Genomic DNA, 22,267 nt, shown 5'->3' with positions numbered 1-22,267 from the left:
CCAAGTTGCAACAAATGCCAAGCCTACAAAATAGTTTAGTGCCAACAAGCTACCGATAAAAGTAGCCACGCCTTTACCGCCTTTAAAACCAAAAAATACTGGATATACGTGACCTAAAAAAGCACCCAGTGCAATCAGGGCTACTGCTTGAATATCCAGTCCAAGATATTGGCCAATAGCTACTGGAATAAAGCCTTTTAGCCCATCACCAAGGAGTGTGGCTGCTGCTGCTTTTTTGCCGCCAATTCTAAGCACATTAGTCGCGCCTGGATTGTTTGAACCCTGTGTTCTTGGATCTGGCAGGTCAAGAATCTTACAAATAATAATAGCCATGGAAATTGAGCCAATTAGATAAGCTGAAATGATGAGGATGGGTAGCATATAATTTTCGATATTGTAATTTAAGATTAATTTAAGCATGGATATAGTATTTATACAAGGATTAAAAATTGATTGTGTCATTGGCATTTATGATTGGGAGCGTGAAATTCGCCAAGACATGACCTTAGATATTGAAATGGGTTTTGATATTTTTCCAGCAAGTCAGACAGATCATATTAACCAAACACTTGATTACAAGGCGGTTTCTAAGCGCCTCATTGAATTTGTAAAAAATAGCGAATTTCAGCTGGTTGAAACGCTCGCTGAAGAAATTTGCCAAATTATTTTAAATGAGTTCAAAGTTGAGCAAGTTAAGCTAACTTTAAATAAAGGTAGGGCGGTTACGGGTGCTCAAGGAGTGGGTGTGATCATTAATCGATATAAAAATGGCTAAAATTCATATTAATATTGGCTCAAATCAAAATCGAGAGGTTAATATTGCCGGCGCGATTGATTTTTTAAGACTTAATTTCGCCAATATCAAAATTTCCGATATTTTTGAATCGCCTGCAGAAGGGTTTGAAGGCGATGACTTTTATAATGTTGGTGTTAATGCCAGTACACAGCTTAGTATTGAGGATGTGAATGCCGTTTTAAAAAGTATCGAAAAAACTTTTGGTCGAGATCCCACTCAACCTAAGTTTTCTTCTCGGTTGATTGATCTAGATTTAGTGACTTATGACGACGTCATTAATAAGGTATTAAACCTGCCTAGGAATGATATTTTAAAGTATTCATTTGTGTTGGCGCCTTTGGCGCAGTTGAGTGCTGATGATGTTCACCCGTTAACAAATCAGACTTACCAGCAACTTTGGCAGTCTTTCCAAACAGATAATCAATTTGAATTATCGCAGTATAATATTAAAAAAATCCTTCCATAATTTAGAGAATTTTATGCAATCAATCAGACTAATTTTATCGGTATTTCTATTGAGCTTTTCTACGGCTATTTTTGCCGAGTCCTACACTGAGGATAAGCACTATGTAACACTTGATAAGCCAGTTAAAACAACCACAGGTGATAAGGTCGAGGTGCGAGAGTTGTTTTGGTATTATTGCCCTCATTGTTTTAATGTGGAGCCGGTGCTGAGTAGTTGGGTGAAAAAATTACCTGAGAATACAGTCTTTATTCGTCAGCCTGCAGTTTTTTCAGATCGTTGGATTAATGGCGCTATTTTCTATTATGTATTAGAGCAGTTGGGTGAGGTTGAGCGCTTGCATGGTCAATTATTTGATGCGATTCATCTACATAAGACAGCCTTTATCGATCAGTCTGATTTTGTAGATTGGTTGGCCGATCATGGCGTTGACAAAGATAAGGCTAATAGCGCTTTTAAATCTTTTTCAGTGCGCATTAAGGTTAATAAATCAAAAGTTAATACGGTGAAATATCACACTTCTGGTGTACCAGCGCTTGTTATTAATGGTAAATATTGGACTGATGCCTCTCACGCAGGTGGCGAGCTAGAGATGTTTAAAGTGGCTGATTATTTAATCGCTAAAGAATCAAAATAATCTAAGTGCTTGATCGTGTCTTAGTTTTAGCAGGTCTTGATCCTTGTGGTGGTGCAGGGATTTCAGCTGATATTGAAGCGATTAATCAATTTGGTGCCACACCATTGCCTGTCATAACTACACTCACTGTTCAAAATACACAATGCGTGAGTGCTGTTCAGCCAGTTGATCATCAATTAATTATTAAGCAGTTGATTTCTCTGGCAGAAGATATCGAGATTAACGTTGTTAAAATCGGTCTATTGTCTTCTGTTGAGCAAATAAAAGCAATTGCTAGCTGGCTAAACCAAAGCCACACTGTGGTGTTAGACCCTATTATTAAAGCCAGTACCACCGATGAATTATTAACCCAAGAGGTTGTTCAGGCGCTTAAACAAGAATTACTGCCAAAAGTTTTTTTGTTAACGCCAAATGTTGCAGAGTTAGAAAAATTAGCGCCTGGCCTTAGCGAGCAAGAGGCGATTAAATCTCTACCATGTGAATGGGTTTTGTTGACCACAACAGATACTTCTGAGCTCATGATTGAACACCGCTTGTATCATCAAGGCAAGCTGTTTGAGTGCTTTTTATACCATAAGCTACCTGGAGATTATCATGGCTCTGGCTGCACGTTGGCCAGTACAATTAGTGCGTTAATTGCTGCTAAGCTTGATGTGGGTGTTGGTGTTAAGCGTGCGCTAGACTACACTTATCAAACTTTGTTAAACGCCAAACGAATAGGTAAAATGCAATACCATCCAAATAGAGCAAAACCCTGATATGAGTTTTATAAATAACTGGCTTCGATCTGATATTAAAGCGATTAATGCTTATCACGTACCAGCAGCAGACAATATGATTAAGCTTGATGCGATGGAATCGCCTTTTGCACTGCCTGATGAATTAATTGGGCAATACTTAGCTTATTTGGCGGATGCACAACTTAACCGTTATCCAAATCCAGGTGCTGATGAGCTAAATCAAACTCTAAGAGAGTTGATGGATATTCCTGATGAGTTTGGCGTTCTGTTGGGCAATGGATCTGATGAGTTGATTCAATTATTAGCATTGGCTTGCGAGACGAATGACACAATTTTAAGTGTTGAGCCAAGTTTTGTTATGTACGACATGATTGCTAAATTTACACGTCTAAATTATCAAGGTGTTGCACTAACGAAAGATTATCAGCTTGATTTGAATAAGATGCTCGAGGCGGTTAATACGCATAAACCAAAACTCATTTTTATTGCTTATCCAAACAATCCTACAGGTAATACTTTTGATCGAAAAGCGATTGAAAAAATTATCCAATCAACCAACGCCATGGTGATTTTGGATGAGGCTTATTATGCTTATGCAGCTGATAGCTTCTTGATGGACATTGCTAAGTATCCAAATTTAGTGGTTTTACGTACAGTTTCTAAAATTGGCTTTGCCGGTTTGCGTCTAGGCCTATTGATCGGATCAAAAGATACTGTGGCTGAGTTGGACAAATTACGCCTACCTTATAATATTAATACTTTGACTCAGGTGAGTGCTAATTTTTTATTAAAAGAAAAGTCAGAGATTAATAATAATGCGGCCATTATTCTTGAGCAACGACAAATACTCTCAAAGGCATTAACACAAATTAAAGAATTGTCTGTTTACCCATCTCAGGCTAATTTTATTTTATTTAAAGCGCCAAAAGCTCAGGCATTATTTGACTACTTAAAAGACAATGGTGTGCTTATTAAAAATCTTAGTAGCGCGCCAAAGTTAATGGATTGTTTGCGCGTAACGGTGGGCGATAACGCTCAAAATCAACAATTTATACAAATCGTAAAAAAATTCTATGATTAATAAAGATCTTGAAAAACACTTAAATGAGTATTTAAATGTTGCTAAATTCTCTGATTATTGTCCAAATGGATTACAAATAGAAGGAAAAACAGATCTTCATAAAATTATTGCTGGTGTTAGTGCAAATCAAGATTTAATTGAATACGCTATTGATGAGCAAGCAGATGCGCTATTGGTTCACCATGGGTTTTTTTGGAAAAATGAAAATCCAGCGATAATAGGTATTAAGAGAAATAGAATCAAGGCATTATTGGATAACAATATTAATTTATTTGCCTATCATCTGCCTTTGGATGCACATCCAATTGTGGGTAATAATATTCAATTAGCTCTACGCCTTAATATTCAAAACCCGATGCCAATTGGTGACACACTAGTTTGGCAGGGTGAGGTAGGTTCAACCTTGGAGAGTGTAGCGCAATCAGTTCAGACCATTACCCAACGCACGCCGCTGGTATTTGGCCCTAAAAACAAGCCAATTAAAAAAATAACTTGGTGTAGTGGTGGCGCTCAAAGCTATATCGAGCATGCAATTAATGTGGGCGCAGATTGCTTTATAACGGGTGAAGTTTCGGAGCAGATCCCAGCAATTTGCAAAGAAAATAATATCGCCTTTATCTCGGCTGGACATCATGCCACTGAACGCTATGGTGTACAAGCGCTGGGTCAGTATCTTTCACAGAAATTTGACTTGAATTATCACTATATGGATATTGATAATATTGTTTAGATAAATGCCGAAGTAGCGCTTGTTTCAAGCATGATGGCAACTATTAAAATCACGTATAATATTGGTTTTTATTTTTTGATTTTATTCCAATACTTATGAGTAAGAAATTTAATGTTGCCGTTGTTGGCGCAACAGGCGCTGTAGGCGAAACCATTCTTTCTATTTTAGAGCAGCGTGATTTTCCGATTGATAATCTATATCCACTAGCAAGTGCTAACTCTGCTGGTAAGAAGGTATTTTGTCAAGGAAAAAGCTGGACAGTTCAAGATCTAGATACTTTTGATTTTTCCCAAGCACAAGTGGGCCTGTTCTCAGCTGGCGGTAGTATTTCTGAAAAATATGCGCCTATCGCTGCCCAAGCAGGCTGTGTGGTGATTGACAATACGGCACATTTTCGCCGTGATGAGGATATTCCTTTGGTGGTGCCAGAGGTAAATCCACACGCTATCGCCAATTATACAAAACGCAACATTATCGCTAATCCGAATTGTTCAACCATTCAAATGCTGGTGGCACTTAAACCAATTTATGATGCTGTTGGCATTGAGCGTATTAACGTGGCTACGTATCAAGCAGTATCAGGCTCTGGTAAAGAGGCTATTTCTGAATTGATTGATCAAACTACCAAGTTATTAGGTGGTAATACGGATGTAGATGTTGAGGTCTATCCGAAGCAGATTGCATTTAATGTGATTCCACATATTGATGTTTTCCAAGACAACGGCTATACCAAAGAGGAGATGAAAATGGTATGGGAGACTCAGAAGATTTTTGAAGATGAAAATATTTTGGTTAATCCAACAGCTGTGCGTGTGCCTGTTATTTATGGCCATTCTGAAGCGATTAATATTGAGACTAAAAAGAAAATCACAGCTGCTGAAGCAACTAAGATTTTGTCAGAAGCAAACGGCGTGACCGTGATGGATAAGCGCGAAGATGGTGGCTACGCAACGCCATTTATTGAGGCGACTAATCATGACGATACGTTTGTAAGTCGTATTCGTGAAGACATTTCTTACGAGAAAGGTCTAAATCTATGGGTAGTTTCTGATAATATTCGTAAAGGTGCAGCACTCAATACGATTCAAATTGCTGAAATTTTAATTGAAAAATATTTATAACAAATAACAAATATGATTAAAGTATCAAGAAAAACCAACGAAACAGACATTCAGGTTGAGCTAGATTTGTATGGCACAGGCCGTGCAAATATTGATACGGGTGTGCCATTTTTAGATCACATGCTAGATCAAGTCGCACGTCATGGACTCATGGACTTGAGTATTAAATGCGATGGCGATACACAAATTGATGACCATCACAGTGTGGAAGATATTGGTATTACTTTGGGCCAAGCATTTGCACAAGCAGTTGGTGATAAGGCAGGATTTACTCGTTACGGGCATTCGTATGTACCTTTGGACGAGGCCTTATCACGTGTTGTGTTAGATCTTTCTGGCCGTCCTGGACTGGAACTTAATGTAAGCTTTACGCGTGCTGTAATTGGCACTTTTGATGTAGATTTATTCTCAGAATTTTTTACCGGATTTGTAAATCATGCACTGATTACACTACACATTGATAATTTAAAAGGGGTTAATTCACATCACCAGGCGGAAACTATTTTTAAGGCATTTGGACGAGCATTGAGAATGGCCATCACACCTGATGAACGACAAGCGGGTGTTATTCCTTCAACTAAAGGTTCGCTTTAATAAGCTACTCTAATGCAAAGTATTGCAATTATTGATTATGGCATGGGTAACGTGCGTAGTGTGCAAAAGGCGATTGAGCACGTCGCGCCCAATGACCAGGTTTTTTTAACCGACGATGTTGATTTAATTCAGGAAGCAGACCGTATTGTTTTTCCTGGGCAGGGCGCTATGGGGGCTTGTATGCAGGCGCTCAATGAGCACGGTTTGGCTGATGTTATTAAAAAATCTGCTCATGAAAAACCTTTTCTGGGTATTTGCTTGGGTTTGCAGTTGTTGTTTGACCATTCCCAGGAAAATGGAGGAACCGAAGGGCTATCCATCCTCTCTGGCGATGTAATACACTTTCCAAAAAGTGATCTAAAAATACCACACATGGGATGGAACACCGTAAAACAGTCTAATGATCACCCGCTTTGGCACGATATTGATGATAATTCACGATTTTATAGTGTGCATAGTTATTATGTGGCTCAGTCAGATTCATCGGTGGTTGCGGGTATTACTAACTATGGTCAGGATTTCACCTGCGCTGTGGCTAAAGACAATATGTTTGCTGTGCAGTTTCATCCTGAAAAATCGCAACATGATGGCTTGCAGCTGCTGAGTAATTTTGTCAACTGGAAAGGCTAGAGTTTTAGTTATTAAAGTCTATTTTTAGTTGACGATAGACTTTAAGCATTGTATATAAGCCTGATGATTCATTGGCGTATTGCTCTTCTGTGCTGAGAAAATCATTTCAGCGATACAATCCATCATTTGATGTTCTGCCTCATGAGGATCTTGATTTTTACCTAGGATTGTTTGATAAATCTCTTGAATGCCAGGTGGCTGATTGATTGACAACTGCTCTCTTAGGCTTAGATGTAGATTAATGTGCAAAAATGGGTTGGTTTCACCTTGTTCTGGAAAATAGTCAGACTCTATATCTTTAATAAGAGAATGATACTCAGGGTGAATTTTAATAACTTGTGAAAGTTGATCCTCAAGCGGTTCAAGTATCTGTTTGTCCAAATACTTTTGCCAAGCATTTGCTAAAAATTTCCTTTGCTGTGCCCTATCTTGAGTATAGATCACTGAATGAACTACAGATTCTTTTCTTCGTACTCACAAAGATCAAGCAAGATGCATTCAGGACACAGTGGAGATCTGGCTTTGCACGTGTAACGACCATGTAGAATCATAAGGTGATGTGCAGGTACTCGGTGCTCATCTGGAATGAATTTAACTAATTTTTTCTCAACCTCTAGAACAGTCTTGCCACTAGCAATTGCAGTACGATTAGCAACACGATAAATATGTGTATCAACAGCGATAGTAGGGTGGCCGAAAGCCGTATTTAAAACAACATTTGCTGTCTTACGGCCAACACCAGGTAGCGCCTCTAATTCTTTGCGAGTTTCAGGTACGCTTGAATCGTATTTGTCGATTAGAATTTTACAAGCCTGAATAATGTGCTTGGCTTTTGAGTTGAACAGGCCAATTGTTTTGATCGTATCTCTAAGTGTGTCTTCGCCCAGCTCAAAAATAGCCTCTGGCGTATTAGCAATAGGGAACAACTTATCAGTTACTTTATTGACACTTTTATCCGTTGCTTGAGCCGACAAAGTTACCGCTACTAATAGTTCAAACGGAGTTGAGTAATTTAATTCTGTGGTTGGATTGGGTATCTTTTTAAGTAACCTTTCAAACATTTCAAAACGAGTCTCGGCGTTCATTTTTCCTCTCTGTCTTAATTTCTCAATAGCCAAAGATTATACCTGATATCTAATTTAATAGCAAAAAGAGCGAGACAAGCAACTTAGCTACTATCAGAATGTCTGTTACAAAAACGATTCTCCATAATGTTCAAGCTGTTGCCAAAGGGTTTCTTTTTGTGGATTTTGTTCGCGCATACTGTGAATTCTTTGAAAATATTCATCAATCGATAAATAGCCATTTTCGCCAGATTGAACTCGGCCTTGTACTGTTTCGAACCAATCTTCCATTTCGTCTTCAGTGAGGCTTTCGGGATAGTTTCGAGCTTTAAAATGTATCAGCAAAGTGTTAAGGCTTTCGTCTTTAAATTTTGGGTGAAAAGCTTTAAGCTCCTCTTTGCCCAAGGTCTGAATTTGTTCAGCGAGTCGCTTATCAGCATTATCCATAAAACCACCATATAAAGATTGATCAACGTCATTGTTGCCAGAAAAATCCTGATCATTTTTATATAACTCTTGAACAACTTTTTCAATAGCTAAATGGTTGTCTTTGATAAAGGTCAAATGCTTCAAGCAAATATCCATGTTAATTTGAAGCTGCTCAACAACTTTGGGCTCAATCTTATAAACATTGGGCACAAACATCGGGCTTTTGTTAAAAATTAAATCTTTGATTTGCAGTCGTTCAACCCCTTCTGGCAATTCTGATTGCTTGGTGAACATTAGCACCTTGAGCTCATCAACGCTTAGCGCTAGAAGTATGGATGGATCTTGGTCTAGATTGAATACAATCGCTCGATCTTTGTACTCGGGATGATAAGCCAAAGCCACCGAAAGCCGTGTGCATGATTTTTGTGCTGGGTACATGCCAGAAGTATGTAGCATCGGCTCAAATAGATGAATATTAGATTCTACAAATTTCTTTTCACGCAGTTTAAAGGCGTAGTCAAATAGTTGTGGTTGTGTATCTTTAATAATCTTAGCGATAGCGATGGTAGCGCGTACATCGGCTAGCGCATCATGAGCGTTAGCATGCTCAATTCCATTTGCAAGAGAGAGTTGATCAAGCTTAAAGATTGGCTTGCCATTTTCGTCATATACCCATTTCAAGCTTGCCACTTTTTTAAGTGCATAGCACATGCGTACCACATCTAGAATATCCCAACGAGTATTGCCATTTTGCCAATGCCAAGCGTAAGGATCTAGAAAGTTACGATACAATGTATAGCGGGTAAATTCATCATCAAAGCGAATCGAGTTGTAGCCAGCGATACAGGTGTTAGGGGTTGCAAATTCAGCCAATATTTTTTTGATAAATTTATGTTCAATCATGCCTTTTTGCTCGCATAGTTGAGGCGTTATGCCGGTTACATTACACGCTTCAGGCGATGGCAAGCAATCGTTAGTCGGCTTACAATAAAACATGTGTTCATCAAGAATGTTAAGGTTTTCATCTGTGCGAATGCCAGCAAATTGTGAAATTCTGTCTGTTTTGGGGCTAATGCCAAAGGTCTCGTAATCGTACCAATAAAATGTTTTCATAGGCTTATTTTAACGAATTTTTGACAATAAAAAACCCGGCGTAAGCCGGGTTTTTTCAATAATTTATTTAAAAATTACTGTGGATGTACGTTAGCCGCTTGAGGACCTTTAGCACCATCTTCTAAGTCAAATTCAACTTCTTGACCTTCTTCTAAAGATTTGTAGCCGTCGCCTTGAATTGCACGGAAGTGAACGAATACATCGTCACCACTTTCTTGCTCAATAAAACCAAAACCTTTTTTAGCGTCAAACCACTTTACTTTTCCTGTTGTAGACATGATGTCTCCTATAAGTTTAAAAAAAATACCGTAAAAAATAGACCACATTTATAACTTAGAGAGGATGAAACCATCAGTCAAACAATATAAATAGCAGCTGTATACTTTACCAGCGAGTGCAATTTTAACGTAATTTTGACCCTTTAAAAGATTAAATACAGTTTAAGGTTTATTTTTTAGGTTTTGAGCGAGAAAATTTAGGCTTTCTATTGCCTCTGTCATCTCTACCTTCTCCACCTCTTCCTCTTCCTCTGCCGCCATCTCTAGAGCCGCCTCTAGGGCCTCCTCTAGAATCTTTAGAGAATTTTTTACGGCCAAAGTTGCGCTTTCCACCTTGTGCTCCACCAACGGTTGCCTTATTATTCTTTTCAGTTAGCTCTACAATATTTAAACGGTTGCCATTTACGATGGTTTTTTTCAATACCTCAAAGGTTTCCTTTGGCATTTCATCAGGTAGGTCAACTGTTGAGAATTTGTCAAAAATTTGAATAGAGCCAATGTATGCGCTTTCCATGTCAGCTTCATTAGCAATGGCGCCTAAGATATTTCCCGGCTTGATGTTGTTGCTATTGCCCACTTCAAGTCTGTACCTACGCATTGGAATATCTGGATGATTCTTAAGTGAGTTCGGCTGAACTGGGACTATTTTTTCTTCACCAGGTTTTTGATCTCTACCAAAACTAGGCTCTTTTTCAGATAAGAATAAAGGCTCATTACCTTGGGCAATATGTGCGAGTGCTGCAGCAATTTTAATATGTGTTACTTCTTCATTAGCCTCTTGGAATTCGCCGACTAATTTTTCAAAAACACTTAGGTCTTGATTGCTAATTGTTTCGGTAATTTTCTTTTTAAAATCATTAACACGCTTTTCATTGATGATTTTTGCTGTTGGCAATTCAATAGGTGTAATTTTTTGGCGAGTGACACGCTCAATGTTGTTAAGCATGCGACGCTCACGGTGTGATACAAATAAAATTGCCTCACCTGAGCGACCTGCACGACCTGTACGACCAATACGGTGTACATAAGTCTCTGCATCTTGCGGGATGTCGTAGTTCACCACGTGAGAGATGCGCGGCACGTCCAATCCACGTGCTGCAACATCAGTCGCTACTAAAATATCAATACTGCCTTTTTTAAATTTATTAATGATTTTTTCGCGTTGGCTTTGCTGGATGTCGCCATTAATCGCTTCTGCGGTAAACCCTCTTGCTGCAAGTTTCTCAGACAGTTCAACTGTTAAGGTTTTGGTTCTGGCAAAAATAATCATGGCGTCAAATTCAATCACTTCTAGAATTCTAGTTAATGCATCTAATTTTTGACTTAGACCGCCAACTAAACAATACTTTTGCTCAATATTTGTAGCAGTTTCTGTTTTGGTTTTTACTTTAACAATTTTTGGCTTATTTAAGAATTCTTCAGCAACACGTTTGATCACTGTTGGCATAGTGGCAGAGAAAAGTGCAATTTGACGTTGCTCTGGAATGCGCTCCATTACCCATTTAATGTCATCAATAAAGCCCATTTTTAACATTTCATCTGCTTCATCCAAAACAAATGATTTTAGATTCTCTAGTTTTAAAGTGCCTTTTTTGATGTGATCCATCACACGACCTGGCGTGCCTACAACACAATGTACACCACGCTTTAATGGACGTAGTTGAATGTCATAAGATTGGCCACCATAGATTGGCAATACATGAAAACCTTTCATGCCGCGAGCGTAAGTTTGAACAGCCTCTGAAACTTGGATGGCTAGCTCGCGTGTTGGCGCTAAAATTAATAGCTGAGGGGCGTTAAGGTTTAAGTCGATATTATCTAATAATGGCAATGCAAAAGCTGCCGTTTTTCCTGTACCTGTTTGAGCTTGGCCAATAATGTCTTCACCCTTTAAAAGATGGGTGATGCATTGCTCCTGAATAGGAGAGGGTGTTTCGTAACCGATTGAATCTAGCACACCCAGAATTGAATCAGAAAGTCCCAGGTCGCTAAATTTTTTTGGTGATTGGTTATCGGTGTTTTGTTCAGACATAATACATTTATAAGACAGGCAAAGAACGCAATTATACCTATTAAGACGCGATACTTTTCAATATATTAGGAATTTGTTATATGGTCCTTAATACCACTTAATTGAACAACCTATTGATGGGATTTGTTCCAATGGACCTTTGCCTGTCTGTGCAACTTGTTTCATTGCTTCAAACAAGTCTCTATGAGTGCCTTCAGGCGCTGTTTCTTTTCTTGAAGCGTCAAATCGACCTCGATATTGCAATGTCATGTGTTTTGATAGCCCAAAGAAGTCTGGTGTGCAAACTGCTCCATAGGCTTTAGCTACTTCTTGAGTTTCATCGATTAAATAAGGGAATGGAAACTTGAAATCTTTGGCAATTTTTTGCATATTTGCAAAAGAATCTTCCAAGTATTCATCTGGATTATTGGACATGATTGCCACAGTGTTAACCCCCAGTTCTTTAAGCTCCTTGGTATCACGAACTATGCGATTAATTATCGCTTTAACATAAGGGCAATGATTGCAAATAAACATAACCAACAGCCCTTTATCGCCTTTACAACTCTCTAGTGTATGCATTTTTCCGTCCACACCTTTCAAATTAAAATTAATTGCAGGTGTATTAAAGTCACAAACGGGAGTTTCGGTGCTAACCATTATCTATTCCTTTTTTTTATTAAGATTTTAGTAAAGTTTGAACAATGTGTCCGGCCATTATTAATCCAAAAATATTAGGCATATAAGATATTGCGCCATTCACTGCTCTTGGTCTGCCTGATGGAGCAGTGTCTATAGTTGAAATTGCTTTATGAGGCAAAGCTTTTATGGGTAATTCAGTAGAATGTACAACGGGAAATTTCATTGAGGCGTGAATATTTCTGAGTCGCCTTCTCATTTCGCGCGCTAAAGCGCAGTTTTGCGTTTTATCCATGCGAGAGATTTTTACTTGTGTTGGATCGAGCCTTCCGCCCGCACCCATGCTTGAAATAATCAGTTTTCCTGATTTATTGCAACTATCTATAAGTGCCGTTTTGCAGGATATAGCATCAATACAGTCAGCCACAAAGTGGTAATCATTATTAAGTGCGATTAGTTGAGATTTTTCACCATCGATGAATTCATCACGTTTAATAATCACAGTATCAGGATTAATATCTCTCAGTCTATCGGCCAATACGTTGACTTTTTTCAGGCCTAGAGTAGAGTTAAGGGCGACAATCTGGCGATTAAGATCAGTGGTTTCAATGATGTCAAAATCAATTAAAGTCAGTGTGCCAACACCTGCACGACATAACGCTTCAGCACAAGCGCCACCCACGCCACCAAGGCCAGCAATAACCACATGTGATTCGGCTAATCTGGCTAAACCTTGTTGACCTAGTAAAATTTCAGTTCGTGCGCAACTTCCAGCCATTATTTTAGATTGAAAAGTGAAATGGCGTTATTATCACATTGAGTGGTGATAGTGTCTATTGGTATTTGTTTGAGTAAGGCAATTTCTTGTGCCACTAATTGCAAATCATTTGGATTTTGATGGTCATCCGTTTCAATCAGCATAAACTCTAATGGGCAGTTTTTTACAATTTGACGAATTTTAGTAGATTTTTCATTCAAAATCTGTAGCCCAAAGCCTAGATAAAAACCCATGCTGGTTAATTGTTTGGCTTGATCTTCACTGCCAGAAAATCCATGAATTTCACCACTAATTTTAGGATGCATCTTCAAGAGAAAAATAACGTCCTCAGTAGCTTTGACGCTATGAATAATAACAGGAAGTTTGTATTTTTCAGCAAGCGATAATTGAAAATTAAAAAAATACAGTTGTATTTTTTTGTCAATATCTTTAAGATAATCTAATCCGCACTCGCCTATGGCAACAGGGTTGTTGCATTTTACTAAATACTCTAAATAGTCAAGCTCCTGCTGAGAGTGATCTTGCACCATCCAAGGATGAATACCAAATGCAAAGTAAGGGTACATTTGCACATCTATCCAGTTTTGTTTGCCAACACTAGGGATGATTGCGATTGCGTTTTCAGCAACGTCATTCATGTTGTCAAAATCTAGATGTGCATGCGAATTAATCATTGTATTTTTATAAAAAGAATTTATAGGTATTATCATAATCTCCAATCATTAGGTTTGCACTAAGTTTTTAATAAGAATATTCATCGATAAGCCAACATTCACACTTAAAAGTGATTATAATAGTCCGATTATTCTGATTGAAGATAAGCAAGTATTATTATGAAAACATTTAGCGCTAAAGCACACGAAGTAAAAAGAGATTGGTTCCTTGTGGATGCCGACGGTAAAACATTAGGTCGTATGGCAACTGAAGTTGCATCTCGTCTTCGTGGCAAGCATAAGGCTGAGTACACGCCACATACAGATACAGGTGACTACATTGTTATTATTAACGCAGAGAAAGTTAAGGTAACGGGCAAGAAGTTTGATGACAAAATGTACCACCATCACACAGGTTATGTTGGTAACTTAAAGTCAGTTGCATTTAAAGACTTGCAGGCTAAAAAACCAGAAGAAATTATCAACAAGGCTGTGAAAGGCATGTTGCCAAAAGGTCCTCTAGGCAGAGATATGTTTAGAAAAATGAAAGTATTTGCAGGTTCTGAGCACACACATGGTGCACAACAACCGCAAGTTTTAGATATTTAAGGTAATAAATTATTATGGCAAAGACAGAAACATTTTACGCAACAGGCAGAAGAAAGACATCAGTAGCTCGTGTTTACATGACTAAAGGTAAAGGTGTATTCACAGTAAATAAACGTCCTATGGATGAATATTTTGGTCGTGAAACTTCTTCAATGATTATTAACCAACCATTAGACACAGTTGAAATGAGAGATAAGTTTGATTTCAATATCATGGTTAGTGGTGGTGGTGATACAGGTCAAGCGGGTGCGATTCGTTTGGGTGTTACTCGTGCATTGATGGAATATGACAATGAATTACGTGGTGATTTACGTAAAGCTGGTTTTGTAACTCGTGATGCGAGAGTTGTGGAGCGTAAGAAAGTTGGCCGTAAGAAGGCACGTAAGAGCGAGCAGTTCTCAAAGCGTTAAGTCGTTTTCAAGAATTCATAAAAAACCCGCTAATTGCGGGTTTTTTATTGTCTAAGATTTGTAGTCATATTTTGCTAACTTGTTGTAGCGAATAATCGACTGTACAGTTTCAACATATTCATAGCCAATCTCAGCATAATTCTCTAGTCCTTCGGCTAGGGCAATGCCAGTAATTGGAGATTTTGTATCGCGTTTATTTTTACGAATTTTTCTTAAGGTTGTATAGGCGGAGTTTCGGTTAATTGAACGCATATAGTATTCGATACCCTTATCTAAGGAGGAAAACTTGGCCACTTCATGGGTGGCTGTTTTGTTACGTTTTAGTGGGATGATGCCGCAGCCTTTTTTAAAACACCAAAGGCCAAAAAAGTTATGATAATATTTGGCAAAACGTGACCTCCCCCAGTTTGATTCGTAAGCACCTTGTGCCAATATTAAGGAGGCCGGTATCACATCGACGCGTGTTAATAAGGTATCTACATCTCCCTCTTCAACGCGATAGTACTTGTATATTTTTTTCAATTTGAATTGGTTAATGTGTTCAGTTTTAATATCACTTCTTAGCTGAATAATCTTTTCGTTTTGTTTGTTAATCTCTGGCAATAGGTATTTGAAAAAAGCCTGCTTGCGCTGATCAACATTTTTTATCTCACTAAAGTCTGGTGTTTTAAGGGAATTCATCCATGACTCGAGACCCCAAAACTCACTTGATTGAACAGTTGAGCTGAGCAGTAGGGCGGCCAGCAGGGTTGATTTAAATTTCAAAATTTTCACAAGAGGCATTCATAACTTCTATTGTAAACATTTTTTCGATGGGTAGATTAAGTAGATGAGATTTAATTACTCGAATGACACCGGCATGAGCAACGATAAGCACTTCTTTATTTTCAGAGGTAATATCTTGAAACGCTGATAAAACCCGATTTTGAAAGGCATATAAATTTTCTGCATTAGCCGGTTGATTGTTAATTGGATCCCTTTTAAAATTATTGACTAACTCTATACCAATAGTTTTGGCACTAAGCCCTTGCCAATCACCAAATCCTAGTTCTGAAAAATCATTGATAATTTTCAATGGTATCTGATGTTGTTCATGTAAATATTGGGAAAATGCCTGACAACGTATTAGAGGGGAGGTGGCGATTAAATCCCATGATTGGTTTTGAGTGGAATCCAGCATTTGCTGCCAGCCTTTTTCAGTGAGTGGATCATCTTGATTGCCACGATAAATTCGCCCACCAATCGGCTCCCCATGGCGTAGAAGACTAAGCTTCATTCATCAATTTGCGCTCGCGACATTAGATAGTTTACCGCCTCAGCCGGGCTTGCTTTAGCTTGAGTGACGTAGGACACCTGTTCACAAATCGGCATTTCTACCTGTTGCTTTTTAGCAATGGCAAGAATTAAATCCAGAGTGTTGAGTCCTTCGACAGTTGCACCCACGTTGGCAAGTGATTGCTCAACATTGTGACCCTTGGCCAACTCCTTTCCAAAGCGTCTATTTCTTGATAGATCATCAGAGCACGTTAGTACTAAGTCACCAAGTCCGGATAATCCGACAAAGGTGGATTCGTTAGCACCCATGGTCTTTCCTAGGCGTGTCATCTCTGCTAGGCCGCGAGTAATTAGAGCAGCCTGGGTATTGATTCCGTAGCCCAGTCCTGAGGCTATTCCGGCGGCAATTGCCAGAATATTTTTAACACTACCGCCAATTTCAACGCCAATAATATCGTTATTGGTATAGGCACGAAGTGTCTTGGTGCGAACTAAATCAGCCCAATGTTTTCGGGTGTTTTTATCTTTGGAGGCAGAAACCAAAGCCGTTGGTTTTTGACTAACCACCTCAAATGCAAAACTAGGGCCAGATAAAACACAACCATGATAGTTAGGTAATATTCGCTCAAAACTTTGATACAAGAAGCATTTGGCAGTAGTATCAAATCCTTTGGTGGCCCAAGCTATTTGGTGCTGAGTGTTTAATAAGGGTTTTAAAGTTTGTAGTACCTCACTAAATGCGTAGCTCGGCGTAGCAATGAGAATATTATTGCAATGTTTTAAAGTTTCAAAACCATAAACAATATCAATATTGCTAGCATAGGGTTTAGGTAGGGCGGGGTGCTGAGGTTTTAATGTCTTAGATTCAAGCTCTGTATGGGCGTGCAAATAAATAGTATCAAATTTCTCACTTAGAGTGATGGCCAGCGCACTTCCCCAGGCACCAGCACCAATAATACTAAGATTATTACTCATTACTGAGCCAGTATTTTATCTAACTTGCCAGATTGGTTAGCCGCAGATAAATCATCAAATCCGCCCACGTGCACACCATTTATAAACACCTGAGGCACGGTGTTTCGACCTGTTAGCTCCATTACCTCATCCCAATCACTCGGGCTTTTTACATGATGTTTTTTAAAAGGAATGCCTTTGCTTTCTAATAGTTGATAGGCACGCTGACAAAAGGGACAGGCATCACTACAATAAATTTTATTTTTTTTCATTTGTTATTCCTTGGTGTTAGGTTTTTACAGGTAGTTTAGCTCTTTTCCAAGCTTGAATGCCGCCTTTTAGGTTGTATACATTTTCGTACTCGTTACGAGTTAGTAAGCCTGCAATATGAGCTGAACGTGAACCACTGCGACAATAAACCAAAATAGATTTATTTTTATCAAGCTTATCTAGTTGCGATTTAACATTACTTAAAGGAATGTGAATATCGTTATTAATATAGCCTGATTTTCTCTCTTTCTTCTCTCTCACATCTAAGATGATGAGGTTATCGTTATCCATGAGTGATGTTGCACCAGCTGAATCAATATCCTCGTATTTTTTTAGTTTATCAGCAACAATATTGCCAATTAATAGCGCAATTAAAACAATAAGAGTGATGGTTGTAAAAAGCTGATCCTCAGCAAATAAAAAGTCAATAATTTCCATAGTTATAGAGTTTTTCCTTGTAAAAAGTTATTTAACATGTCATGACCTTGTTCTGTCAAGATAGATTCTGGGTGGAATTGCACACCTTCGAGTGCAAATTCTTTATGGCGGATGCCCATGATTTCATCCATGCCGTTTTCGTTGTCTTCAGTCCAAGCAGTAACTTCAAAACAATCTGGTAGTGTGGTTTGGTCTGCTACCAAAGAGTGATAGCGCGTGGCATTGAGCGGATTCTTAAGGTCGGTAAACATGCCATTATTAGTGTGATGAACTTTTGAAACTTTGCCGTGCATAATTTTTTTAGCACCAACAACATCGCCACCAAAAGCTTGAACCATGGCCTGAAAACCAAGACAAACCCCCATTATTGGTATTTTTCCAGCAAAGTGTTTAATGGCATCAATCGAGATTCCGGCTTCATTGGGTGTACAAGGTCCGGGTGATATGACTAAGAATTCCGGCTTTAGTGCTGCAATTTCTGTCAGGGTGATTTCATCATTACGATGCACTTCAACCTCTTGCCCTAGCTCGCCAAAATACTGCACCAGGTTATAGGTAAAAGAGTCGTAATTGTCAATCATTAAAAGCATATAGGTCGGTATTTTACCGTTATTTAACCGCTAAAAAGGAGGCAAAATTCAGACACTGAAAATGACAAGTACTGGTGTTAAATCCAGCTTGCTCAAAGCGCTTAAAGTGTGTGTTTTTATCATCTGTGATTAATACATTTTCAATTGACTGGCGTTTAGCCGCAATCTCCAGTTCACTGTAGCCATTGGCACGTTTAAAATCAAGATGCAATTCAGTCATCTGTTGTTGTTTTTGCTGGTCGTTGAAATGAATTTTCTCAGATACAATTAGTGCGCCACCTTTATTCAAACCTTGATAAATTTTATTAATTAGAGCCTGTCTATTTTCTGGTGCTATAAATTGTAAGGTTAGATTCAGCACTACAATTGAGGCATTTTTAATATCAAGTATTTCAATATCTGCGCAAATAACCTGAGCATTATTAACTTTGTTATTTAAGGTTTTTTCACATTTTTCCATCATACTGAGGGAGTTATCGACCGCAATTATCTTTGTGTTGTTATGAGTGTCGTTGATACCAAGAGCCATTGAAGTGGCGCCTGTTGAAGCGCCCAGGTCGTAGTAGTTGGTATTGTCTTGACCATGGCTTTTAACGCACAGGCCAATCATCTCAATCATTGATTGATAGCCAGGCACGCTGCGGCGAACCATATCATCAAAGACATTGGCTACTTTCGCATCAAAAGTAAAATTTACTAAGTCATTTTCTTGACTAAATATTTGATCACGCATACAACGCTTGTGTAAAAAATTCACTGACTAAGAGTTTGGTATTGCCAATAGTAAAGGTGGATCTTCTACCCCAAATATCGTCAATTTGAGTGATTTGCAGAGCGCCACGCTTAATATTGGAATCATTAAATAAAACTTCCCCCAGTGGTTTGGATCCGATGCTCAAAATTTCTTGAGTGTCATTAGTAATAGGGATAACGGAGCGTGCAAAAACCACTACCTTGCCGTTGCCTAAGAGCTCTACTTCTCGCACCGTGCAAATATGATCAGTGCCAATCTCACAAGCTTCATGTGCGTGCGGTTTTTCTTGTTGTTGTGATAATACTCGCAGAGAAAAATCTGCAAATTGCTGCTTAAGTTTGGCTGTTAACGAGGCGCTATCATCTAGCCAAAGCTGTGCAGCAATAGGCGCTTGTTCGATCAGTGTTGAATCTTGCCAAATAAGAGTGCGGGTATCAATCATGCTAATATTTTAAGCTAAGTGTTGGCATATTGTGTCTTGTCATGCGTAATCCAGCGGTTAATGAGTGCTTGCTGGTTTTTCTCATTATTTTGTAAGAGTTGCTCTGCATAATAATTTACCTGTTTAAGCAAGTAGCCATCACGCACAATATTAGCAATTTTCATATCGGCAATCCCCGTTTGCTGTGTGCCAAGTATTTCACCAGGGCCACGTAGCTCCAAATCTTTATTGGCAATTTTAAAGCCGTCATTGGTTTGTCTTAAGATATCTAGTCGCTCTATGGCATTGTTACTGAGTGGTGGCTGATACATCAATATGCAAATACTAGCATCAAACCCACGCCCAACACGACCACGCAATTGATGTAGTTGTGCCAATCCCAGTCTTTCAGAATTTTCAATCACCATTAATGAAGCATTTGGCACGTTGACGCCCACCTCAATCACTGTCGTTGCCACTAAAATATGAATTTTTCCATCACTAAATTGAGCCATAATGTCACTTTTTTCTTCCTTGTTCATTTTTCCATGGATCAACACAACTGATAACTCTGGCAAGTTTTCTTGTAAATATTGATGTGTGTTGGTAGCAGATTCGGCGCGCAATACTTCTGACTCTTCAATCAATGTGCAAACCCAATAAACTTGATTGCCTTCGGCACAGACTTGCTTAATTTTATCCAGTACTTTGTCTTTTTTGTTATTTGCCAGGGCGATGGTTTGAACAGGGCTTCTGCCAGGTGGCAGTTCATCAATGATAGAAGAGTCAAGATCTGCATAAGCGCTCATGGTTAGTGATCTTGGTATTGGTGTAGCTGTCATGACTAATTGGTGTGGCGTATTGTGCGCTTTTTGAGCGAGTGATAATCTCTGGTGCACGCCAAATTTGTGTTGTTCATCAATAATGACTAAACCTAATTTATTAAAGTTAACTGCTTTTTGGAAAAGTGCATGAGTGCCAATAATAACTTGAGCTTCACCAGAATCTACCAAAGCTAATTGAGCTTGGCGCTCAGCAGCATTTTGAGATCCGGTTAATAAGGCGGTGCGAATGCCAAGTGGTTGTAGGTAATCATTAAATCCATGGAAATGCTGATGGGCTAATATCTCTGTTGGCGCCATAACAGCTGATTGAAAACCATTTTCAACCGCCTGCAAGCATGCAAATACAGCGACAATGGTTTTTCCAGAGCCAACATCGCCTTGTAAGAGTCTGAGCATTGGGTGGCTTGAACCGAGATCGGCGTTAATTTCGTTAACGCTACGTTGTTGGGCAGTGGTTAAATCAAAGCCTAGATTGCTGGATAATTGATTAGAAAATTTTTGGGAAATTTTGAAAATATTGGAAATCTTCTGTTTACGCTCATTTTTTAGCTTCAATAGGCTGAGTTGTTGAGCGCAAAGTTCTTCAATAATGAGTCTTTGTTGTGAAATGTGCCTAAAATTGGCTATTTGGTCGATATTATCATCAATTTTTGGGTGATGTAGCGTGTATAACGCTTGCTTTAAAGTTGGCATTGAGTTTTTTGCCAAATTTTCGAAATAGTCAAACAAATCTGTTTGTTGCAGTGTTTCAACAGCGATATTAACCCATTTTTTGATTTGTGGCTGATGAATGCCGGCCGTTAAAGGGTAAATAGGACTAAGTGTTTTTTCTATCAGTGTTGGCTGACCTTTGGAAATCAAACGGTATTCTGGGTGATGTATTTCTAACCCATCTCGCCCAATCTTTAATTCACCAAAGCATTGGATAAGCTCGCCTCGAATCAGCTGTTGTTTTTGATACTGATTGAAATGGAAAAATCGTAATAGCAGTGTGCGGTTGTTTTCATCTGACAAATAACAGAGTAATTGCCGTTGTCTTGTAGCCACTTCTTCAATCCGGTCGATGCTGAGCTCAACCAAAATTTCACCGCCAACTTGCGCTTGATCTAATGAGGTGAAATGAGTTTTGTTCTGATACCGATTGGGTAGGTGAAATAATAAATGCTCTAGATTGTAAATACCAATGCTGTTGAGTTTTTCTTGTGCTTTTGGCCCTAATCCGTTAAGACTGATTATTGGATCATCTAGGCTATGCATATTGGCGAATATATATTATAGAATTAAATCTTTGTTTAGATGTGAAGCGGTAACCGCACGCAAAGCTTGAGTGTATGTTAAATACATGAGTGCTAGAGTACGGAGCTAACAACACAATTGCACAAATATTTAATTTTAGAAATATATTTTAGTAGCTGTAATTGCATGGTTCAATTACCATAACCCCATCCATTTCCACTTGAGCGCCTTTGGGTAATTCTTTGATGCCAACAGCGGCGCGAGCTGGATAAGGTGTGTCAAAGTATTGCGCCATAATTTCATTCACTGTTGGAAAATTACTTAAGTCTGTTAAGAAAATATTGAGCTTAACAATGTCATTAAGATTACCACCTGATTTTTCACAAACAGCGGTTAAGTTCTTAAATACTTGATTTATTTGCGCGCTAATGTCACCTTCTACCATTTCCATGGTTTCAGGAATTAGCGGAATTTGGCCTGAGAGATAGATGGTTGAGCCACCGGTAACACAAACTGCTTGAGAATAGGTGCCAATTGCTTGCGGGGCTTTATCGGTAGAAATAATGTGTTTTTTCATAACGGTTGATTTATAGAGTTAATCATAGATGGATTATACGAAATATTTTGTAATTGTACAAATAAAAAACCCCAATCAAACTCAGAAATTTGATTGGGGTTTTTGCTAAATATGGTGCCCGGGGCCGGAAT

At 38.7% G+C, this 22,267-nt stretch carries 30 protein-coding genes; 11 read left to right on the top strand and 19 right to left on the bottom strand.

All coding sequences use genetic code 11. From position 1 onward, the window contains the following. On the bottom strand, window positions 1-381 hold a 381-nt coding region (plsY, locus tag ABNR88_RS04990; protein WP_348670131.1), incomplete at its 3' end, for a glycerol-3-phosphate 1-O-acyltransferase PlsY. A gap of 37 nt (window positions 382-418) precedes the next feature. On the opposite strand from plsY, the gene folB reads away from it, so the two are divergent. The 9 genes from folB to hisH all read left to right on the top strand — a co-directional run bounded on the left by folB (window position 419) and on the right by hisH (window position 6,792). Continuing rightward, window positions 419-775 carry a dihydroneopterin aldolase gene (gene folB / locus ABNR88_RS04985; RefSeq protein ID WP_348670130.1) on the top strand — a complete coding sequence of 119 codons (357 nt, stop codon included), beginning with the start codon at window positions 419-421 and terminating at the stop codon, window positions 773-775. Beyond that, window positions 768-1,262 (top strand): 2-amino-4-hydroxy-6-hydroxymethyldihydropteridine diphosphokinase, encoded by a 495-nt coding sequence (folK, locus tag ABNR88_RS04980; RefSeq protein WP_291927981.1) that lies wholly within the window; start codon window positions 768-770, stop codon window positions 1,260-1,262. Before folB ends, folK begins: the two co-directional genes overlap by 8 nt. 13 nt (window positions 1,263-1,275) lie before the next feature. Further along, window positions 1,276-1,896, top strand: coding sequence for a thiol:disulfide interchange protein DsbA/DsbL (locus ABNR88_RS04975; protein WP_291927979.1), 621 nt, complete (start codon window positions 1,276-1,278; stop codon window positions 1,894-1,896). Between the two features lie 5 nt (window positions 1,897-1,901). After that, window positions 1,902-2,654: a hydroxymethylpyrimidine/phosphomethylpyrimidine kinase gene (locus ABNR88_RS04970; protein ID WP_291927976.1), complete on the top strand. Its 753-nt coding sequence runs from the start codon at window positions 1,902-1,904 to the stop codon at window positions 2,652-2,654. A gap of 1 nt (window position 2,655) precedes the next feature. Then, entirely contained in the window at window positions 2,656-3,717 is a 1,062-nt protein-coding gene (gene hisC / locus ABNR88_RS04965; protein WP_291927973.1) for a histidinol-phosphate transaminase, read from the top strand. Beyond that, entirely contained in the window at window positions 3,710-4,447 is a 738-nt protein-coding gene (locus tag ABNR88_RS04960; RefSeq protein WP_291927970.1) for a Nif3-like dinuclear metal center hexameric protein, read from the top strand. The genes hisC and ABNR88_RS04960 overlap by 8 nt, the downstream gene beginning before the upstream one ends. A 95-nt stretch (window positions 4,448-4,542) precedes the next feature. Continuing rightward, window positions 4,543-5,568 (top strand): aspartate-semialdehyde dehydrogenase, encoded by a 1,026-nt coding sequence (locus ABNR88_RS04955; protein WP_291927965.1) that lies wholly within the window; start codon window positions 4,543-4,545, stop codon window positions 5,566-5,568. A gap of 12 nt (window positions 5,569-5,580) precedes the next feature. Further along, the gene (gene hisB, locus ABNR88_RS04950; RefSeq protein ID WP_291927962.1) at window positions 5,581-6,162 is read left to right on the top strand and encodes an imidazoleglycerol-phosphate dehydratase HisB; all 582 of its coding nucleotides are present in this window, start codon (window positions 5,581-5,583) and stop codon (window positions 6,160-6,162) included. 12 nt (window positions 6,163-6,174) lie between these two features. Continuing rightward, window positions 6,175-6,792 (top strand): imidazole glycerol phosphate synthase subunit HisH, encoded by a 618-nt coding sequence (gene hisH / locus ABNR88_RS04945; RefSeq protein ID WP_291927959.1) that lies wholly within the window; start codon window positions 6,175-6,177, stop codon window positions 6,790-6,792. Window positions 6,793-6,816: 24 nt separating this feature from the next. Here hisH and ABNR88_RS04940 read toward each other — a convergent pair whose 3' ends face one another. The 8 genes from ABNR88_RS04940 to ABNR88_RS04905 all read right to left on the bottom strand — a co-directional run bounded on the left by ABNR88_RS04940 (window position 6,817) and on the right by ABNR88_RS04905 (window position 13,778). Next, window positions 6,817-7,236 (bottom strand): DUF1841 family protein, encoded by a 420-nt coding sequence (locus tag ABNR88_RS04940; protein ID WP_291927956.1) that lies wholly within the window; start codon window positions 7,234-7,236, stop codon window positions 6,817-6,819. A gap of 8 nt (window positions 7,237-7,244) precedes the next feature. Further along, the gene (nth, locus tag ABNR88_RS04935) at window positions 7,245-7,877 is read right to left on the bottom strand and encodes an endonuclease III (RefSeq protein WP_291927952.1); all 633 of its coding nucleotides are present in this window, start codon (window positions 7,875-7,877) and stop codon (window positions 7,245-7,247) included. 105 nt (window positions 7,878-7,982) lie between these two features. Continuing rightward, window positions 7,983-9,398 carry an exodeoxyribonuclease I gene (sbcB, locus tag ABNR88_RS04930; protein WP_291927950.1) on the bottom strand — a complete coding sequence of 472 codons (1,416 nt, stop codon included), beginning with the start codon at window positions 9,396-9,398 and terminating at the stop codon, window positions 7,983-7,985. A gap of 74 nt (window positions 9,399-9,472) precedes the next feature. Then, window positions 9,473-9,676, bottom strand: coding sequence for a cold-shock protein (locus ABNR88_RS04925; RefSeq protein ID WP_053951228.1), 204 nt, complete (start codon window positions 9,674-9,676; stop codon window positions 9,473-9,475). 169 nt (window positions 9,677-9,845) lie between these two features. Further along, window positions 9,846-11,708, bottom strand: coding sequence for a DEAD/DEAH box helicase (locus ABNR88_RS04920; protein ID WP_348670129.1), 1,863 nt, complete (start codon window positions 11,706-11,708; stop codon window positions 9,846-9,848). 87 nt (window positions 11,709-11,795) lie between these two features. Beyond that, window positions 11,796-12,347, bottom strand: coding sequence for a thioredoxin family protein (locus ABNR88_RS04915; protein ID WP_348670128.1), 552 nt, complete (start codon window positions 12,345-12,347; stop codon window positions 11,796-11,798). Between the two features lie 19 nt (window positions 12,348-12,366). Next, window positions 12,367-13,104 (bottom strand): tRNA threonylcarbamoyladenosine dehydratase, encoded by a 738-nt coding sequence (locus ABNR88_RS04910; RefSeq protein ID WP_291927935.1) that lies wholly within the window; start codon window positions 13,102-13,104, stop codon window positions 12,367-12,369. Continuing rightward, window positions 13,104-13,778: a TatD family hydrolase gene (locus tag ABNR88_RS04905; protein ID WP_348670127.1), complete on the bottom strand. Its 675-nt coding sequence runs from the start codon at window positions 13,776-13,778 to the stop codon at window positions 13,104-13,106. Before ABNR88_RS04905 ends, ABNR88_RS04910 begins: the two co-directional genes overlap by 1 nt. A gap of 159 nt (window positions 13,779-13,937) precedes the next feature. Here ABNR88_RS04905 and rplM point away from each other — a divergent pair, with 159 nt between their 5' ends. Next, window positions 13,938-14,366 (top strand): 50S ribosomal protein L13, encoded by a 429-nt coding sequence (rplM, locus tag ABNR88_RS04900; protein WP_291927931.1) that lies wholly within the window; start codon window positions 13,938-13,940, stop codon window positions 14,364-14,366. 14 nt (window positions 14,367-14,380) lie between these two features. Beyond that, window positions 14,381-14,776: a 30S ribosomal protein S9 gene (rpsI, locus tag ABNR88_RS04895; RefSeq protein ID WP_291927930.1), complete on the top strand. Its 396-nt coding sequence runs from the start codon at window positions 14,381-14,383 to the stop codon at window positions 14,774-14,776. Window positions 14,777-14,827: 51 nt separating this feature from the next. Here rpsI and ABNR88_RS04890 read toward each other — a convergent pair whose 3' ends face one another. The 10 genes from ABNR88_RS04890 to ABNR88_RS04845 all read right to left on the bottom strand — a co-directional run bounded on the left by ABNR88_RS04890 (window position 14,828) and on the right by ABNR88_RS04845 (window position 22,136). Then, a complete protein-coding gene (locus tag ABNR88_RS04890) occupies window positions 14,828-15,559 on the bottom strand; it encodes a glucosaminidase domain-containing protein (RefSeq protein ID WP_291927929.1) in 732 nt (243 codons plus the stop codon). Next, entirely contained in the window at window positions 15,531-16,052 is a 522-nt protein-coding gene (locus ABNR88_RS04885) for a histidine phosphatase family protein (protein ID WP_291927927.1), read from the bottom strand. The genes ABNR88_RS04890 and ABNR88_RS04885 overlap by 29 nt, the downstream gene beginning before the upstream one ends. After that, window positions 16,049-17,026 carry an NAD(P)H-dependent glycerol-3-phosphate dehydrogenase gene (locus ABNR88_RS04880; RefSeq protein WP_291927924.1) on the bottom strand — a complete coding sequence of 326 codons (978 nt, stop codon included), beginning with the start codon at window positions 17,024-17,026 and terminating at the stop codon, window positions 16,049-16,051. The genes ABNR88_RS04885 and ABNR88_RS04880 overlap by 4 nt, the downstream gene beginning before the upstream one ends. Continuing rightward, complete coding sequence (grxC, locus tag ABNR88_RS04875) at window positions 17,026-17,277, bottom strand: glutaredoxin 3 (RefSeq protein ID WP_291927921.1); 252 nt, start codon at window positions 17,275-17,277, stop codon at window positions 17,026-17,028. The genes ABNR88_RS04880 and grxC overlap by 1 nt, the downstream gene beginning before the upstream one ends. A 16-nt stretch (window positions 17,278-17,293) precedes the next feature. Next, on the bottom strand, window positions 17,294-17,713 hold the full coding sequence (locus tag ABNR88_RS04870) for a rhodanese-like domain-containing protein (RefSeq protein ID WP_291927918.1): 420 nt from the start codon (window positions 17,711-17,713) through the stop codon (window positions 17,294-17,296). Between the two features lie 2 nt (window positions 17,714-17,715). Beyond that, window positions 17,716-18,303, bottom strand: a complete 588-nt coding sequence (locus ABNR88_RS04865) for an aminodeoxychorismate/anthranilate synthase component II (RefSeq protein WP_291927915.1) — start codon at window positions 18,301-18,303, stop codon at window positions 17,716-17,718. 19 nt (window positions 18,304-18,322) lie between these two features. Beyond that, window positions 18,323-19,036 carry a carboxy-S-adenosyl-L-methionine synthase CmoA gene (gene cmoA, locus ABNR88_RS04860; RefSeq protein WP_348670126.1) on the bottom strand — a complete coding sequence of 238 codons (714 nt, stop codon included), beginning with the start codon at window positions 19,034-19,036 and terminating at the stop codon, window positions 18,323-18,325. Beyond that, window positions 19,029-19,499, bottom strand: coding sequence for a chorismate lyase (locus ABNR88_RS04855; protein WP_291927909.1), 471 nt, complete (start codon window positions 19,497-19,499; stop codon window positions 19,029-19,031). The genes cmoA and ABNR88_RS04855 overlap by 8 nt, the downstream gene beginning before the upstream one ends. A 14-nt stretch (window positions 19,500-19,513) precedes the next feature. Further along, complete coding sequence (gene recG, locus ABNR88_RS04850; protein ID WP_348670125.1) at window positions 19,514-21,580, bottom strand: ATP-dependent DNA helicase RecG; 2,067 nt, start codon at window positions 21,578-21,580, stop codon at window positions 19,514-19,516. A 148-nt stretch (window positions 21,581-21,728) separates the two neighbouring features. Beyond that, the gene (locus tag ABNR88_RS04845) at window positions 21,729-22,136 is read right to left on the bottom strand and encodes a RidA family protein (RefSeq protein ID WP_291927902.1); all 408 of its coding nucleotides are present in this window, start codon (window positions 22,134-22,136) and stop codon (window positions 21,729-21,731) included. Between the last annotated feature and the right edge of the window lie 131 nt (window positions 22,137-22,267).

Origin of the sequence: uncultured Candidatus Thioglobus sp., from assembly GCF_963981275.1 — a bacterium.
Taxonomy (GTDB): Bacteria; Pseudomonadota; Gammaproteobacteria; order PS1; family Pseudothioglobaceae; genus Thioglobus_A.
This window is presented reverse-complemented; position numbering and strand designations above follow the sequence as displayed.

Bases quoted from the DNA above. Each gene is read 5' to 3' on its own strand.
- rplM (WP_291927931.1), top strand. From the start codon at position 13,938: ATGAAAACATTTAGCGCTAAAGCACACGAAGTAAAAAGAGATTGGTTC.
- grxC (WP_291927921.1), bottom strand. From the start codon at position 17,277: ATGAAAAAAAATAAAATTTATTGTAGTGATGCCTGTCCCTTTTGTCAG.
- ABNR88_RS04865 (WP_291927915.1), bottom strand. From the start codon at position 18,303: ATGCTTTTAATGATTGACAATTACGACTCTTTTACCTATAACCTGGTG.
- ABNR88_RS04845 (WP_291927902.1), bottom strand. From the start codon at position 22,136: ATGAAAAAACACATTATTTCTACCGATAAAGCCCCGCAAGCAATTGGC.
- ABNR88_RS04915 (WP_348670128.1), bottom strand. From the start codon at position 12,347: ATGGTTAGCACCGAAACTCCCGTTTGTGACTTTAATACACCTGCAATT.
- ABNR88_RS04925 (WP_053951228.1), bottom strand. From the start codon at position 9,676: ATGTCTACAACAGGAAAAGTAAAGTGGTTTGACGCTAAAAAAGGTTTT.
- hisC (WP_291927973.1), top strand. From the start codon at position 2,656: ATGAGTTTTATAAATAACTGGCTTCGATCTGATATTAAAGCGATTAAT.
- ABNR88_RS04890 (WP_291927929.1), bottom strand. From the start codon at position 15,559: ATGCCTCTTGTGAAAATTTTGAAATTTAAATCAACCCTGCTGGCCGCC.
- sbcB (WP_291927950.1), bottom strand. From the start codon at position 9,398: ATGAAAACATTTTATTGGTACGATTACGAGACCTTTGGCATTAGCCCC.
- hisH (WP_291927959.1), top strand. From the start codon at position 6,175: ATGCAAAGTATTGCAATTATTGATTATGGCATGGGTAACGTGCGTAGT.
- ABNR88_RS04885 (WP_291927927.1), bottom strand. From the start codon at position 16,052: ATGAAGCTTAGTCTTCTACGCCATGGGGAGCCGATTGGTGGGCGAATT.
- nth (WP_291927952.1), bottom strand. From the start codon at position 7,877: ATGAACGCCGAGACTCGTTTTGAAATGTTTGAAAGGTTACTTAAAAAG.
- ABNR88_RS04920 (WP_348670129.1), bottom strand. From the start codon at position 11,708: ATGTCTGAACAAAACACCGATAACCAATCACCAAAAAAATTTAGCGAC.
- cmoA (WP_348670126.1), bottom strand. From the start codon at position 19,036: ATGCGTGATCAAATATTTAGTCAAGAAAATGACTTAGTAAATTTTACT.
- folK (WP_291927981.1), top strand. From the start codon at position 768: ATGGCTAAAATTCATATTAATATTGGCTCAAATCAAAATCGAGAGGTT.
- ABNR88_RS04905 (WP_348670127.1), bottom strand. From the start codon at position 13,778: ATGATTAATTCGCATGCACATCTAGATTTTGACAACATGAATGACGTT.
- rpsI (WP_291927930.1), top strand. From the start codon at position 14,381: ATGGCAAAGACAGAAACATTTTACGCAACAGGCAGAAGAAAGACATCA.
- ABNR88_RS04975 (WP_291927979.1), top strand. From the start codon at position 1,276: ATGCAATCAATCAGACTAATTTTATCGGTATTTCTATTGAGCTTTTCT.
- ABNR88_RS04910 (WP_291927935.1), bottom strand. From the start codon at position 13,104: ATGGCTGGAAGTTGCGCACGAACTGAAATTTTACTAGGTCAACAAGGT.
- hisB (WP_291927962.1), top strand. From the start codon at position 5,581: ATGATTAAAGTATCAAGAAAAACCAACGAAACAGACATTCAGGTTGAG.
- ABNR88_RS04955 (WP_291927965.1), top strand. From the start codon at position 4,543: ATGAGTAAGAAATTTAATGTTGCCGTTGTTGGCGCAACAGGCGCTGTA.
- ABNR88_RS04960 (WP_291927970.1), top strand. From the start codon at position 3,710: ATGATTAATAAAGATCTTGAAAAACACTTAAATGAGTATTTAAATGTT.
- ABNR88_RS04855 (WP_291927909.1), bottom strand. From the start codon at position 19,499: ATGATTGATACCCGCACTCTTATTTGGCAAGATTCAACACTGATCGAA.
- ABNR88_RS04870 (WP_291927918.1), bottom strand. From the start codon at position 17,713: ATGGAAATTATTGACTTTTTATTTGCTGAGGATCAGCTTTTTACAACC.
- recG (WP_348670125.1), bottom strand. From the start codon at position 21,580: ATGCATAGCCTAGATGATCCAATAATCAGTCTTAACGGATTAGGGCCA.
- ABNR88_RS04880 (WP_291927924.1), bottom strand. From the start codon at position 17,026: ATGAGTAATAATCTTAGTATTATTGGTGCTGGTGCCTGGGGAAGTGCG.
- folB (WP_348670130.1), top strand. From the start codon at position 419: ATGGATATAGTATTTATACAAGGATTAAAAATTGATTGTGTCATTGGC.